The sequence below is a fragment of the Actinomycetospora termitidis genome, assembly GCF_030286555.1.
GTDB lineage: Bacteria > Actinomycetota > Actinomycetes > Mycobacteriales > Pseudonocardiaceae > Actinomycetospora > Actinomycetospora termitidis.
This window is the reverse complement of sequence record NZ_JASVWF010000003.1, coordinates 429,969-442,605: the sequence shown is the minus strand read 5'-3', so window position 1 is coordinate 442,605 and position 12,637 is coordinate 429,969. Positions and strand designations below refer to the sequence as shown.

The window sequence follows — 12,637 nt, the reverse complement described above, 5'->3', positions numbered from 1 at the left end:
GGGCCCTCCTGGTCCCGGGTCATCGGACCCATCCGGTGAAGCTCTGCCCGCGGCGGCCCCGCGCTCGGGACGCGTCGCCGGCGCCCGTGGCCAGGGCGCCGGACGCGGCGCGGACGAGCCAGGCGTTGATGGACAGGTGCTCGCGGCCGGCGGCCTCCTCGACCCGGGCCTTCAGTGCATCGGGCAGGCGGAGGTTGATCCGGGTGGTCGGGCCGGCGTCGAGCTCGAGGGTGCTCTCGACCTCCGGCTCCGTCCTGGCTCCGGCTGGTGCCGCTGGTGGCTCGGACACGGGCGGGTTCACGACGAAGCCCGGCTCCCGCCCGCGCAGGCGGACCTCCACCGAGCCGGGGGCGAGGTCGCGCGTGATCTCGTCGGCGGCCTCGGCGAGCGCCTCGAGCAGCACCAGCCGCACGGAGGAGGAGAGCGATGCGGACAGCCGTGCGGCTACGGCGCGGGCCTCGTCGCCGCCGGCCTCGGCGGCGAGCGTGAGCTCGTCGGCCAGACGGTCGACGAAGGGGGACAGGTCCATGTGAGCCACAATGGCACCATGATGGCTCAGGCGCAATCGTCTTGCGGCACCACGTAGTCTCGACGGTGTGTTGATCCAGTCGATGAGGCTCCGCACCCGCCGCTGACGGCGGCGCCCTCTCCCACGACCCGCTCCGCCGTCCCGGCCAGCCGCCGGGCGGTCGATCCGTGCTGCCCGGCTCCGCCTCCGACGTCCCGGAGCCCCTGGTGCACACCACCCACCGATCCACCCACGCCCACGTCCGTGCCGAGCACGTCGACGTCACCCTCGGCGGGCGGCGCGTCCTCTCCGACGTGTCGCTGACCGTCTCCGCCCGCTCCCGCGTCGCGATCGTCGGCGAGAATGGCCGCGGCAAGACCACCCTGCTGCACGTGCTCGCCAGCCTGCTCCCGCCGGACGCGGGCACGGTCCACCGGACGGGCACGATCGGCCTCGCGCAGCAGGACCTCGCGGCCCACGGCACCGTCCGCACCCTCACCGAGTCCGCCGTCGGGCCCGCGCGGGCCGCGCTCGCCGAGCTCGACGCCGCCACGGACCCGTTCGACGACCACCGTTACGCCGTCGCGCTCGACCGAGCCGTCGGGCTGGACGCGTGGGACGCCGAACGCCGGGTCGACCTCGCCCTCGAGGCGTTGCACGCCTGCACCGACCGCGACCGCGAGCTGGCCACGCTCTCCGTCGGTCACCGCTACCGCGTCCGGCTGGCCTGCCTGCTCGGTGCGCGGCACGACCTGCTGCTGCTCGACGAGCCCACCAACCACCTCGACGCCGACGGGCTCGCGTTCCTCACCGCCCGTCTACGCGATCACGACGGTGGGTTCGCCCTGGTCAGCCACGACCGCGCGCTGCTGCGCGACGTCGCGGAGGAGGTCCTCGACCTCGACCCCACCCGGGACAGCCGGCCCCGGACCTACGCCGGGGGGTACGACGGCTGGCGCGCCGGCCGTCGTCGGGAACGCGAACGCTGGGAGCGCGACCACGCCGAGCAGCAGGCCGAGCACCGTCGCCTCGCCGAGGTCGTTGACCGGGCCCGCGATCGGCTCACCACCGGCTGGCGGCCCGACAAGGGCACCGGGAAGCACCAGCGGCAGTCGCACGCCCCCGGCGTCGTGCAGGCCCTCCGGCGCGACCAGGAGGCCCTCGCGGCTCACCGCCTCGACGTCCCGGAGCCGCCGGCTCGGCTCCGCTGGCCCGACCTGCCGTCGGGAACGGGGACCCTGGTGGAGCTGGACCGGGCGGGCGTCGCGGGACGGCTCGGACCCGTCTCGCGTCGGATCGGCGCCGGCGACCGGCTGCTCGTCACCGGCCCCAACGGGGCGGGGAAATCGACCCTGCTGGCGCTGCTCGCCGGGGAGCTGTTCCCGACGACGGGTCTGGCCCGGTCCCGGGCGCGGGTCGGGTTCATGGCCCAGGAGGCACCGCCGTGGCGGCCGGAGCTCACGCCGTGGCTGCTGCACGAGCGCGAGGCCGGCGCGGACGCCGTGCCACTGGCGGCCACCGGGCTGCTGGACGCCGAGGCGCGGCGCACGCCGGTCGGGCGGCTCTCGCAGGGGCAGCGACGGCGGCTCCAGCTCGCGCTCGTGCTCGCCCGGCGGCCGGACCTGCTGATCGTCGACGAGCCGACCAACCACCTGTCCGCCGCGCTCGTCGACGAGCTGACAGCGGGCCTGCTCGCGACCCCGGCTGCCGTCGTCGTCGCGACCCACGACCGGCAGCTGCTCGCCGACCTGGCGGACTGGGAGGTGCTCCGCCTGTGCACCTCCTAGTTCAGCTTGCGCACGCCCTCGGCGAGTCCGCCGCCGTCGTAGGCGCGCTCGGCCAGCTCCGCGAGGGCGGTCAGCGCCGTGTTCTGCGACCACGGTCCGAACGAGATGCGGGCGAGCCCGATCCGCTGCGCCGCCTCCTGGGAGATCGACCCGGGGATACCGATCATGTTGACCTTGCGCTCCCCGAGAGCGCCGACCAGCTCGGTCCACTGCGCCTCGTCGAGCTTCCCGGGCACGAAGAAGTTCGACGCGCCCGCGTCCAGGTAGGCGCGGCCGCGCTCGATCGCGTCCTTCAGCACCTCCGCGGGGTCGCGGTCGCCGGCCTTGACGAATGCGTCCGTCCGAGCGTTCAGGACGAAGTCGACGCCCTCGGACTGCGCGGCGGCGACAGCGGCCTCCACGGCCTTGACCGACTCGGCCAGCGGCTTCATCTGGTCCTCGAGGTTCGCCCCGACGATCCCGACGCCGATCGCGCGGGCGATCGTGCCGCCCGGGTCGCCGTACCCGCCCTCGAGGTCCGCGGAGACCGGCAGCGAGGTCTGGCGCGCGATCAGGCCGACCTCGGCGATCATCTCGTCGCGGGGGATGTTCTCCCCGTCCTCGTACCCCCGCGAGGCCGCGATGCCGTGGCTGGCGGTGGCGAGGGCCTTCGTCCCGGGGATGTCCGAGACGACCTTCGCCGTGATCGCGTCCCAGACGTTGACGACGCGCAGCAGCTCCGGGGCGGCGTGCAGTGCCTGCAGGTCCCGGGCCTTGTCAGCGGTGCTCATGTCGGTCGGAACCCGGGTTGTGTGCAACCGATTCCTGGTGTGCGGGCAGTCACAGGTCCGGGCCTGATGAGGTCGTCGACATGCCTCCTTCCCGACGACGGGTCCTCGTGCTCGGCGCGGCAGCCCTCGCGGCGGGCTGTGCCCCGACTCCCGCCTCGGCCCCGGCGCCACCCGCCGTCACGAACGATCCCTTCGCCCCGATCGAGGCAGGCTTCGTCGGGCGGCTCGGCGTCTTCGCGCTCGACACCGCGACGGGGCGGACGGTCGGCCACCGCGCCGACGAACGGTTCCTGATGTGTTCGACCTCGAAGATGCCGACGGCGGCCGCGATCCTGGCCGCACGGGTGCCGCTCGACGAGGTGGTCCGGTACTCGGCGGGCGATCTGGTGCGCAACTCGCCGACCACCTCCCGGGCGACGGCCATGACGATCCGGGACCTCTGCGCCGCGGCGATCACGGTCTCGGACAACACCGCGGAGAACCTGCTGCTGCGCCGGCTCGGCGGGCCGAAGGCGGTCGAGGCGTACGTGCGCTCGATCGGGGACGGCGTCTCGAGCTTCGACCGCACCGAGCCGGACCTGAACGTCCGCACCGGCACCCTCGACACCTCCACGCCCCGGCAGATGGCGGCCACGCTGCAGGCCTGCACGCTGGGAGCCGGGCTCGACGACACCGGGCGACGGCAGCTGACCGCCTGGCTCGTCGCGAACACCACCGGCGGGCCGCGCATCCGCGCGGGGCTGCCGCCGGGCTGGCGCACCGGGGACAAGACCGGCAGCGGCGACGGCGGCGAGGTGAACGACGTCGCGATCACGTGGCCGCCGGCGGGAGACGCAGCGCAGCGGAGCTCGACCCCGCAGGCGGGAGACGCAGCGCAGCGGAGCTCGACCCCGCAGGACCGCGGTCCGCTCCTCGTCGCCGTCTACACCGAGCCCGCCGACCCGACCTCGCAGCGGAACGTCCCGGCCGTCCCGGCGGCCGCCGCGGCTGCGATCCGGGCTCTCGGGTTCTGACTCGGCGTGTCGTCCGGTGCGGCGCGGACGGGTGGTGGGCCCGATGCGACGACCGGTCGATCGTGGAGATCGTCGACGAACGGTGAGGACGAGCGGTCGATCCCGGCGCCCGACCGGGTGAGGTCCGGCGGGGTCGTGTGCCTACGCTGTCCGGCGTGCGTTCCGAACGATGGTCGGCCCCCACCCGGGAACTGACTCTGCCCGAGCGCATCGCCTGGGTCCTCGGGAACGAGGACGGGCGCCCCGTCTCGAGCCTCACCGAGCCGGCGGGGCTCCTCGTCGCGGCGGCCATGGTCGAGCTGCTGCTGGACGCCTCCGTGCTCGACGCCGGGTCGTCCTACCGGTACGGGCCGGTCGAGCCCACCGACCCGCTGCTCTGCTGGGTCGCCGACGGCCTGGTGCGCCCGGGTGGCCGCAAGAGCGACCTCGGGCACGCCGTCACCGGGCCGCGCGGGGCCCAGATGATCCGGCGGACGATGGACCGGCTCGTCGAGCGCGGCCTCGCCCACCGGGAGCCGCGGCGGGTCTTCGGCTACCTCGCGATGCCGGTGTTCGGCTCCGCGCTGCGCGTGCACGAGACCGGGGCCCTGCACCACGACCGGAGCGTGGTCCGCCAGGTGCTCGACGGCGCGGACCCGGACGAGGACACCGCCATGGTCACCGTGCTCCTCCACCACGGACGGCGGGTGCGGGCCCTGCACCCGCTCGACCCGACCGCGGCGACGGACCGCGCGCGGGCGATCGCCTCCGGCCACTTCGTGCCGCCGGGGATCGACCAGGACATCGTCCGGCTCGTCAGCCCGACGGTGCAGACGGTGCTGGCCGCGCTCACCGCGACCGAGGTGATGAGCTCCGGGGGCTGAACCCCCGATAGCACCCGTCCCGGACGCTGATCGCAAGGGGTCCCGAACCCGGCTCCGGCGGTCTACTCTCGTCCCTTGTTCCGCGCGCAGCGTTCTTCAGGGGGCAGCCATGCCGACCACGCAGCCGACGTCCGTCACGCCCGAGGGGCTCCCGATCCTGGAGGCCGGCGCCCACCGTGACGCCCGCTCGGGGAGCTGTGTCATGGAGTACGTCTCCGTGCTGGCCGGCGAACGCTTCACCGACCGTCCGCAGTGCACCCACCCCGCCGTCGCCGCCCTCGCCTGGCAGGTCAACGACGCCGTCTCGCACGACGCGCGCCAGGCGCTCGCGCTGCGCGCGGTCGATCTCGTCGGCGCCGGCCGCGACCACGACGGGCCGGTCCGCCCGCTGGTCCTCGCGGCGATCGCGCGGGCGGGCCTCGCGCTCGACCCGCAGAACCGCTTCTTCGGCCGCCTCGAGCGGCGCATCGAGGCCGCACGGGCCCGCGCCGACGCCCGCCGCGCGGCGGGGCAGGACCCGGGGGACGGGGCCGGGGGCCGGCTCTCGACGCTGCTCCACGTCGGCCCGGTCAACCACGCGTGCGCCCACCTGCTGGTCGCCGCGCGCGCGGCCGGTCTCGACGGCTCCGCGCGGGACGGCGTCATGCTCGCCCTGCTCGACGACTGCCTCGCGGCGGTCCGCGGCCGGACCACCTCCGCGAAGGAGCCCGCCACCGCCGGCTGATCTCAGCCGACCTGCAGGCAGCCGCCGAGGACGGGCTGCAGGCACACCCGGGCCAGTGGCGTGCGCGTCGTCGGCGCGGGGGCCGGTGGATCCGCCGTCGGCCGCTCCGGTGTCGCCGCCCTGCCCGTTCCCGACGACGGGTCGGCCGCGGCCGGTGCGCGCGTGGCGGCTCGGGCGGTCGACGTGACCGTCGCCGTCCCGGCCGCACCCGGGGTGCCGGCGCCCGGAACGGCCGGCGACGAGCTCGGGGCGGGCGGTGTGGCCGCGCCGGGCGCCGCGGTCGCTGCGGGCGCGACGACGGCGAGCGGCGCGAGCGTGGCGGGCGGGGCCACCCCGGCGGGAGCGCTCGGGACGGGTCCGAGGTCCGCCGTCGGGTCCGCGTCCACGCGGGTGAGTACCGTGGCCGCCTGCGCCACGATCATCATCGCCACCGCGCCGCCCGCCACGGCGAGCAGGATCCGCCGCACCCCGTCTCCTCCCGATCGCCTCGACGATCAGGGAGTCGGTGCGTGATCCCGGCGCATTACGGCGGGACGCGGACGTCGGGACGGGTTCACCCCGACGCCGGATCGTCGTGCACGCGCCGCCACGGCGCTGCTCCGAGCGCGAGCACGCACCCCGCGGCCGCGACTGCGAAGGACCACGGTGCGCCCGCGGCGCCCAGCACCGCCGACAACGCCGTGGCCCCGACCCCGGTCCCCGCGTCGTACGCGGTGTTCCACACGCTGCTGGCGGTGCCGGAGCGCCCGGGGCCGGCTCGGTCGAACAGCGTCACCAGGGTGTCGTTCTGCACCGCACCGAACCCCAGGCCGATCAGCCCGGCCCCGAGCACCACGACCCACGACGTCCCCGTCCCCAGCCCGGCCGCCGCGGTCCCCGCCCCGACCGCGGTGATCGCCAGGGCCGGGCCGGTGACCCGGCCCGCGAGCCCGAATCGGTCGCCGAGCTCGCCGGAGGCCGCGCGCCCGGCCAGCTGCGCGATCGTCAGGGCGAACAGGGCCACGGCCGCGGAGGCCGAGGCGCCGGTCAGTGGGAGCACCGTGATGACCCCGCCCGCGCTCGCGGCGCACACGAGCATCACCAGCCACGGCCCGGCGGCACTGCGCGCGCGGAGCCCCGCCGGGTCGGCACCACCGGGCCGTTCGTCCCCTTCTCCCGTGACGAACGGCCCGTTCGTGGCGTCCGGGGCGGGATCCAGGCCCGCCGGCACCACCCGCCGGGGGAGCAGGAGCATCGCCGGGAGGGCGAGCAACGGGAGCACCGCGCCCACGAGCAGCACGGTCGTCGGCCCCAGCCGGGACCACGCCCACACCCCGCCGGTGAGCAGGACGAGCTGCGGGAGCCCGATCGCGATCCCGTAGACCCCGGTGGCGCGCCCGCGGATCCGGGCGGGCACCAGGTCCGAGACCAGCGAGGCGCCGGTGACGGTGAGGACGCCGAAGCCGATCCCGCGCACGACGGCGACCGGCATCGTCAGCGCGAGCGACGGCGACAGGGGCAGTAGGGCGGCCGGCAGGCCGAGGGCGAGCGCACCGAGGGCGAGCGCGGCGCGGTGCCCGACGGCGCGCAGGAGCGCGGGCACGCCGAGCTGGGAGACCACGGTCGCGGCCATGAACACGCCCGTGACCGACCCGGCGAGACCCGGGCCCGAGCCGCCGGCCGCCGCCCACAGGGGCAGGACCGGCAGCAGCAGTGCGTAGCCGCCGAACGCCGCGAGGGTCGCGGCGAGGACGGCGAGGAACGGCGCGGAGCGCAGCGGGTCAGGAGTGTCGGTCGATCACCGCGGAGATCGTCGCGGCGAGGTCCGGGTCCTTCGCGGTGAGCCCGCCCTCGGAGTGCGTGGACAGCCGGAACGTGAGCGTCGAGTACCGGATGTCGATGTCCGGGTGGTGGTTCGCGGCCTCGGCCGCCGCGGCGACCTCGTCCACCACGGAGATCGCGGCCGGGAAGCCCGGCAGCTCCGCGGTGCGGACGATCGAGTCGCCGTCGCGCTCCCACCCGGGGAGGTCGGCGAGGGCCTGGGTGACGGCGTCGTCGGACAGCAGTTCGGCCATGACACGTCATGATGCACGCGTGCGGGTCGTGGTGGGGGCGGCGGTGGTGCGGGACGGGCGGCTGCTCGTGGCCCAGCGGGCGGAACCGCCGGACATGCGCGGACGCTGGGAGCTCCCGGGCGGGTCCGTGGAGGACGGCGAGTCCGAGACCGACGCCCTGGCGCGGGAGCTGCGCGAGGAACTGGCGTACGCGGTCGTCGTCGGGGACCGCCTCGGGCCGGACGTGCCGGTCACGGGCCGGGCGGGCCAGGAGCTCGTCCTGCGCTTCTACCGCTGCACCCCGGAGAACGGGGCCGAGCCGGTCGCCCTGGAGCACCTGGCCCTGCGCTGGGTGGGCATCGACGACCTCGACGGCGTGGAGTGGCTCCCGGCCGACGAGGTCCTGCTCCCGGCGCTGCGGGCCGCGCTGGAGGGCTCCCCGTAGTGCGCGAACGGCACTCTCGCGCACGTAGAAGCTGCGAGAGTGCCGTTCGTGCGGGTGGGGCCAGGGGTGAGGCGTCAGGCCGCCCGGGCGCGCTTCACGGCGCGGGCGAGCTCCTTGCCCGTCAGCCCGGACTCGGCGGCCCGCGCGGCGCGCATCAGCACCACGGGGCAGCCCTTGCAGCGGGGCGTGGACCGGCAGCACTTCTTCTTGGCCCGCTTCGCCCCGGTGATCGCGCACGCCCGGGCCGGATCGACCACGAGCCGGGTCGGCGCGGGGACGGGCACGGGACCGGCGGCGGCACGGTCGCGGGGACGCAGCCGCGCGAGGGCATCCACCCACGTCGTCGCGGCCCGCTTGCCCATGAGGTGAGGCTAACCTCCGTACGCCCGCGCGCGGAAGGGCCGCACGCGGCCCCCACCGCCCACCGTGCCACGATGACTCCTCCGTCATCGCCGCCGCACGAGAGGCCCCCGCGCACCGCCACGTCATGAGAGCCCTCCTGGTCGTCGTGCTCGCCGGTCTGCTGGTGCTGGCCGGGTGCTCGTCGTCGCCGCCACCGGTGGTCGGTCAGGCCCCGACGACGGCGTCCCGCCCGCAGCCGCAGCTCGAACCGGACCCGACCCAGCTGCGCATCGGCGTCGACGACCTGGGCGGCGGCCTCAACCCGCACCGGATCGCGGACCTCACCCCGGCCAGCCGCACGATCGCCTCGCTGGTGCTGCCGAGCGCCTTCCGCGTCGGCCCGGACGGGGTGCGGCGGCCGGACACCACGGTGGTGACCTCGGCGCGGGTGACCTCCACCCGGCCCTACACCGTCTCCTACGAGATCGCCCCCGCCGCGGCGTGGAGCGACAACGCCCCGATCGCCGCCGAGGACTTCGTCTACCTCTGGCAGCAGATGCGCTCGCAGCCCGGTGTGGTCGACGCGGCGGGCTACCGCGCGATCTCGGACGTCCGCTCGCGCGCGGGGGGCAAGGCGGTCGACGTCGTCTTCGACCGGCCCTACCCGGCGTGGCAGACGCTGTTCGACAGCCTGCTGCCCGCCCACCTGCTCAAGGACGCCCCCGGCTCGTGGGGCGGGGCGCTGCAGGACAGCATCCCGGTCTCCGGCGGGCCCTACGCGGTGCGCCTGGTGGACCGCATCCGTGGCCAGGTCACCCTGGTCCGCAACAGCGTCTACTGGGGCACGCCGTCGGTCCCCGACCAGATCGTGCTGCAGGCCGCCGACCACGCCTCGCTGATCGACCGGGTGCGCACCGGGGACGTGCAGGCCACCCAGTTCCGGGCGGACGGCGACGACCTCGCGGCGCTGAACGCCCTGGGCGCGGCGGCGCCCGGGCCCGCCGGCCCGCTCGCGGTCCGCACCGTCCCCGAGGCGCAGCTGGTCCAGCTCGCGCTGCGCTCCGACGACGGCCCGCTCTCGGACCCGCGGGTGCGGCGGGCGGTGGTCTCGCTGCTGGACCGGCAGGCCCTCGTCGCGGCGGGCGCGGACGGCGGCCCGGGCCAGGCGCTGCGCGCGGACGCCTTCGCGACCGCGCCGAGCGAGCCCGGCTACCGCCCGACGCTGACCGCCGACTCCCCGGTGCAGGCGCCCGACCCCGCGACGGCGACCCGGCTGCTCGCCCAGGCCGGCTACCTGCGGGGGCCCGACGGCCGGTGGACCCGCGACGGGACCGCGCTGCGGCTGCGGCTGTCCGCCCCGGCGCAGTCCTCGCCCTACGGCCGGCTGGTCGAGACCCTCGCCGCACAGCTGAACGCCGCAGGGATCGGCACCACGGTGGTCGCCGACGCCGGGTCCAACCCGTTCCCGCCCGGGCGCGGCCCGATCCCGTCGGACACCCCGTCCGTCGTCGCGACCCCGTCCACGCCCGGTCCGCTGACCTCCTCGGCCGTGCCGGGCACCACGACGACGTCGCCGGCGGCCACCTCCACGGCGCCGACCACCACCTCGACCCCGCCGACGGAGACGACGACCTCGGTACCGCCGATCCCGAAGTCGCCCTCGGACATGGCCGTCGCCGACGTCACGGTGCTCGCGCTGCCGGTCGGCGCCGACCCCGTCGCCGGGCTCGACTCGCTGATCGGCTGCCCCGGGCGCCAGGCCCCGACGTCCTCGGGGGTCTCGCCGGCGCTCCCGCGCACGACGACGAGCCGCCCGGTCGCCCCGTCGACCTCGCCGGCGGCGCCTCCCACCACCAGTGCGGCGCCCACCTCCACCGGGCCGGCGCCCACCTCCGCGGCCGCCCCGACCACGACGACGCCCGCCCCGCTCGCGCAGGACGGCACCCCGGAGGCGTCCGAGGCGCTGTCGGTGACCGGGTTCTGCGACCCGACGCTGCAGTCGATCCTCGACGGCGCGTCCTCCGGGTCGATCGACACCGACACCGCGCTCGCCCTCGTCGAACCGATGCTCTGGCGGGCCACCCCGCTGGTGCCGCTGTTCCAGGCCGCCACCACGCTCGTCGCCCCCGCCGACCGGGCGGACGTCGTCGTGCCGCCGTTCGGCGTCAGCCCGTTCGCCTCGGCGGACCGGTGGACCCCGCCCGCCCGCCAGGGGCAGGCGAACGGCGACGCGAACAACTGACCGGCACCTGACGAATTCGTCAGCTCCCCGTAACAGCCCGGGGTAGCGGAAGAGGTCCAGACCACTTAGGTTTCCCCGGTCGGCGGCGATCCCGCCCGTCAAACGAATTCGGGAGGTGTGGTGACCAGGTTCACCGGGCGCGGTCGGTCGCGCTGGATGCTCGCCGCGGCCGTCGCGGCGCTGCTGGCCCTCGTCGCGGCCTGTGGCGGCGGCGGGGGCGAGAACAACTTCGGGGGGACCGCCGCTCCGCAGGCCAAGGGCCGCGACGGCGACTTCTACCGCGCCCCGCAGGTGCAGCAGGGCCCCGGCGTCACCCTGGCCGCGGACACCGCGTACACCGCGTACAACAACGCCGCGGCGGACGCGAACTCGCTGTACAACGCCTACGTCCTCACCCAGGTCATCGCCTCGGCGACGTGGGTCGACGCCGACGGCACCGTGCTGGTCAACGGCGACGTGATGGACGGGATCGACCTGGTCTCCACCAACCCCGAGGTGGTGCGCTGGCGGATCAAGCCCGGCATCACCTGGTCCGACGGCCAGCCCTGGAACTGCAAGGACTTCTACCTGGCCTACCTCGCCGGGAGCGGCAAGATCCCTGGGTTCACGGCGGCCTCGAACAACGGCTACCAGGACATCGGCTCGGCGCAGTGCACCAACGACCTCACCTTCGAGGCCACGTTCGCCAAGCCCTACGCGGACTACCGCGGGCTGTTCGGCCAGGGCAACCTCGACCTGCTGCCCGCGCACGTGCTCGAGCAGCGCACCGGCGTCCCGGACATCCGACAGATCAACCCGCAGTCGCCTCCCGACGTGCTGCAGCGGATCACGCAGTTCTGGAACACCGGGTGGAACGGGTTCGACAAGTCGGTCATGCCGGCCTCCGGGCCCTACCAGCTCGACAGCTGGGTGCAGGACCAGTCGGTGCGCCTGACCCGCAACCCGGCCTCGAAGGGCAACCCCGGCGGGCCGGAGAGCATCACCTACCGCAACATCGCCGACGCGACCGCCGAGGCGCAGGCGCTGCAGAACGGTGAGATCCAGGCGGCCGCCCCCCAGGTGGACGTCAACTCCGCCAACCTGCTGCGTGGGCTCGCCGCTCAGGGGATCAAGTTCCAGGCGACGACGGGTGTCACCTACGAGCACCTGGACATGAACTTCAAGAACCCGATCTTCGCCGACAAGGCGGTCCGGCAGGCGTTCGCGCAGTGCGTGAACCGTCAGGAACTGGTCGACAAGCTGATCAAGGGTGTCCAGCCGGACGCGGCTCCGCTGCAGAGCCTGATCTACCTGCCCAACCAGCAGGGCTCGCAGGACACCTACTCGCAGATCGCGACCGGGAACGCGCAGCAGTCCAACCAGACCCTGACCCAGGCGGGCTGGGTCCGCGGCGCGGACGGCGTCTACGCCAAGAACGGGCAGCGGCTGCAGTTCCGGATCAGCCACACCAACGTGCCGCGGCGCGTGCAGACGGTGCAGCTGATCCAGGCGCAGTGCCAGCAGGCCGGGATGCAGGTCGTCGACGACACCGACCCGAACTTCCTCGACCAGCGGGTCAGCCAGGGCGACTACGACGTCGCGCTGTTCGGGTGGGCGAACGACCCCTACATCTCCTCGCACCAGTCGATCTACGCGACCGGCGGCGGGCAGAACTGGCAGGGCTACTCCAACCCGCAGGTCGACGCGCTGATGAACCAGGCGGTGTCCGACCTGGACCCGAACGGGTTCCGGCAGAAGTGGCAGGACGTGGACCGGCTCATCGCGGCGGACCTGCCGTCGATCCCGCTGTTCGTGCAGCCGAACATGCTGGGATACAGCGACCGGATCGACAATGCGTACTTCCAGCCGAACTTCGGTCCGCTGTACAACGCCAACGAGTGGGTCGTGCAGGGCGGCTGACCCGGGTCCAC

13 protein-coding genes are annotated in these 12,637 nt (G+C 75.1%); 7 read left to right on the top strand and 6 right to left on the bottom strand.

Annotation, left to right across the window (positions count from 1 at the left end; translation table 11 throughout):
* Positions 1-19: 19 nt before the first annotated feature.
* Complete coding sequence (locus QRT03_RS15550) at positions 20-529, bottom strand: toxin-antitoxin system HicB family antitoxin (RefSeq protein ID WP_286053809.1); 510 nt, start codon at positions 527-529, stop codon at positions 20-22.
* A gap of 203 nt (positions 530-732) precedes the next feature.
* Between QRT03_RS15550 and QRT03_RS15545 the strand changes: the two genes are divergently transcribed.
* On the top strand, positions 733-2,295 hold the full coding sequence (locus QRT03_RS15545) for an ABC-F family ATP-binding cassette domain-containing protein (RefSeq protein WP_425604857.1): 1,563 nt from the start codon (positions 733-735) through the stop codon (positions 2,293-2,295).
* On the opposite strand, the gene QRT03_RS15540 is transcribed toward QRT03_RS15545, so the two are convergent.
* Entirely contained in the window at positions 2,292-3,065 is a 774-nt protein-coding gene (locus QRT03_RS15540) for an isocitrate lyase/PEP mutase family protein (protein ID WP_286053807.1), read from the bottom strand. The genes QRT03_RS15545 and QRT03_RS15540 overlap by 4 nt on opposite strands.
* An 80-nt stretch (positions 3,066-3,145) precedes the next feature.
* Between QRT03_RS15540 and bla the strand changes: the two genes are divergently transcribed.
* From bla to QRT03_RS15525, 3 genes are all read left to right on the top strand, one after another.
* Positions 3,146-4,078 carry a class A beta-lactamase gene (gene bla, locus QRT03_RS15535; protein WP_286053806.1) on the top strand — a complete coding sequence of 311 codons (933 nt, stop codon included), beginning with the start codon at positions 3,146-3,148 and terminating at the stop codon, positions 4,076-4,078.
* Between the two features lie 155 nt (positions 4,079-4,233).
* A complete protein-coding gene (locus QRT03_RS15530; protein ID WP_286053805.1) occupies positions 4,234-4,941 on the top strand; it encodes a GPP34 family phosphoprotein in 708 nt (235 codons plus the stop codon).
* A gap of 109 nt (positions 4,942-5,050) precedes the next feature.
* The gene (locus tag QRT03_RS15525) at positions 5,051-5,665 is read left to right on the top strand and encodes a hypothetical protein (protein ID WP_286053804.1); all 615 of its coding nucleotides are present in this window, start codon (positions 5,051-5,053) and stop codon (positions 5,663-5,665) included.
* A gap of 2 nt (positions 5,666-5,667) precedes the next feature.
* Here the strand turns inward: QRT03_RS15525 and QRT03_RS15520 are convergent, their stop codons facing one another.
* From QRT03_RS15520 to QRT03_RS15510, 3 genes are all read right to left on the bottom strand, one after another.
* Complete coding sequence (locus QRT03_RS15520) at positions 5,668-6,132, bottom strand: hypothetical protein (protein WP_286053803.1); 465 nt, start codon at positions 6,130-6,132, stop codon at positions 5,668-5,670.
* A gap of 86 nt (positions 6,133-6,218) precedes the next feature.
* Positions 6,219-7,421 carry an MFS transporter gene (locus QRT03_RS15515; RefSeq protein WP_286054382.1) on the bottom strand — a complete coding sequence of 401 codons (1,203 nt, stop codon included), beginning with the start codon at positions 7,419-7,421 and terminating at the stop codon, positions 6,219-6,221.
* A 4-nt stretch (positions 7,422-7,425) separates the two neighbouring features.
* On the bottom strand, positions 7,426-7,719 hold the full coding sequence (locus QRT03_RS15510; protein ID WP_286053802.1) for a 4a-hydroxytetrahydrobiopterin dehydratase: 294 nt from the start codon (positions 7,717-7,719) through the stop codon (positions 7,426-7,428).
* 19 nt (positions 7,720-7,738) lie between these two features.
* Here QRT03_RS15510 and QRT03_RS15505 point away from each other — a divergent pair, with 19 nt between their 5' ends.
* Entirely contained in the window at positions 7,739-8,143 is a 405-nt protein-coding gene (locus tag QRT03_RS15505) for a (deoxy)nucleoside triphosphate pyrophosphohydrolase (RefSeq protein ID WP_286053801.1), read from the top strand.
* 74 nt (positions 8,144-8,217) lie between these two features.
* On the opposite strand, the gene QRT03_RS15500 is transcribed toward QRT03_RS15505, so the two are convergent.
* Positions 8,218-8,505: a hypothetical protein gene (locus tag QRT03_RS15500; protein WP_286053800.1), complete on the bottom strand. Its 288-nt coding sequence runs from the start codon at positions 8,503-8,505 to the stop codon at positions 8,218-8,220.
* A gap of 125 nt (positions 8,506-8,630) precedes the next feature.
* Between QRT03_RS15500 and QRT03_RS15495 the strand changes: the two genes are divergently transcribed.
* Together QRT03_RS15495 and QRT03_RS15490 are read left to right on the top strand one after the other, a co-directional pair.
* Positions 8,631-10,727, top strand: a complete 2,097-nt coding sequence (locus tag QRT03_RS15495) for an ABC transporter family substrate-binding protein (RefSeq protein ID WP_286053799.1) — start codon at positions 8,631-8,633, stop codon at positions 10,725-10,727.
* Between the two features lie 120 nt (positions 10,728-10,847).
* Complete coding sequence (locus QRT03_RS15490; protein WP_286053798.1) at positions 10,848-12,626, top strand: ABC transporter family substrate-binding protein; 1,779 nt, start codon at positions 10,848-10,850, stop codon at positions 12,624-12,626.
* Positions 12,627-12,637 lie beyond the last annotated feature (11 nt).

Excerpts from the sequence above, each read along its gene's own strand:
- QRT03_RS15550 (WP_286053809.1), bottom strand. The coding sequence starts at position 529 with ATGGACCTGTCCCCCTTCGTCGACCGTCTGGCCGACGAGCTCACGCTC.
- QRT03_RS15540 (WP_286053807.1), bottom strand. The coding sequence starts at position 3,065 with ATGAGCACCGCTGACAAGGCCCGGGACCTGCAGGCACTGCACGCCGCC.
- bla (WP_286053806.1), top strand. The coding sequence starts at position 3,146 with ATGCCTCCTTCCCGACGACGGGTCCTCGTGCTCGGCGCGGCAGCCCTC.
- QRT03_RS15525 (WP_286053804.1), top strand. The coding sequence starts at position 5,051 with ATGCCGACCACGCAGCCGACGTCCGTCACGCCCGAGGGGCTCCCGATC.
- QRT03_RS15510 (WP_286053802.1), bottom strand. The coding sequence starts at position 7,719 with ATGGCCGAACTGCTGTCCGACGACGCCGTCACCCAGGCCCTCGCCGAC.
- QRT03_RS15500 (WP_286053800.1), bottom strand. The coding sequence starts at position 8,505 with ATGGGCAAGCGGGCCGCGACGACGTGGGTGGATGCCCTCGCGCGGCTG.
- QRT03_RS15495 (WP_286053799.1), top strand. The coding sequence starts at position 8,631 with ATGAGAGCCCTCCTGGTCGTCGTGCTCGCCGGTCTGCTGGTGCTGGCC.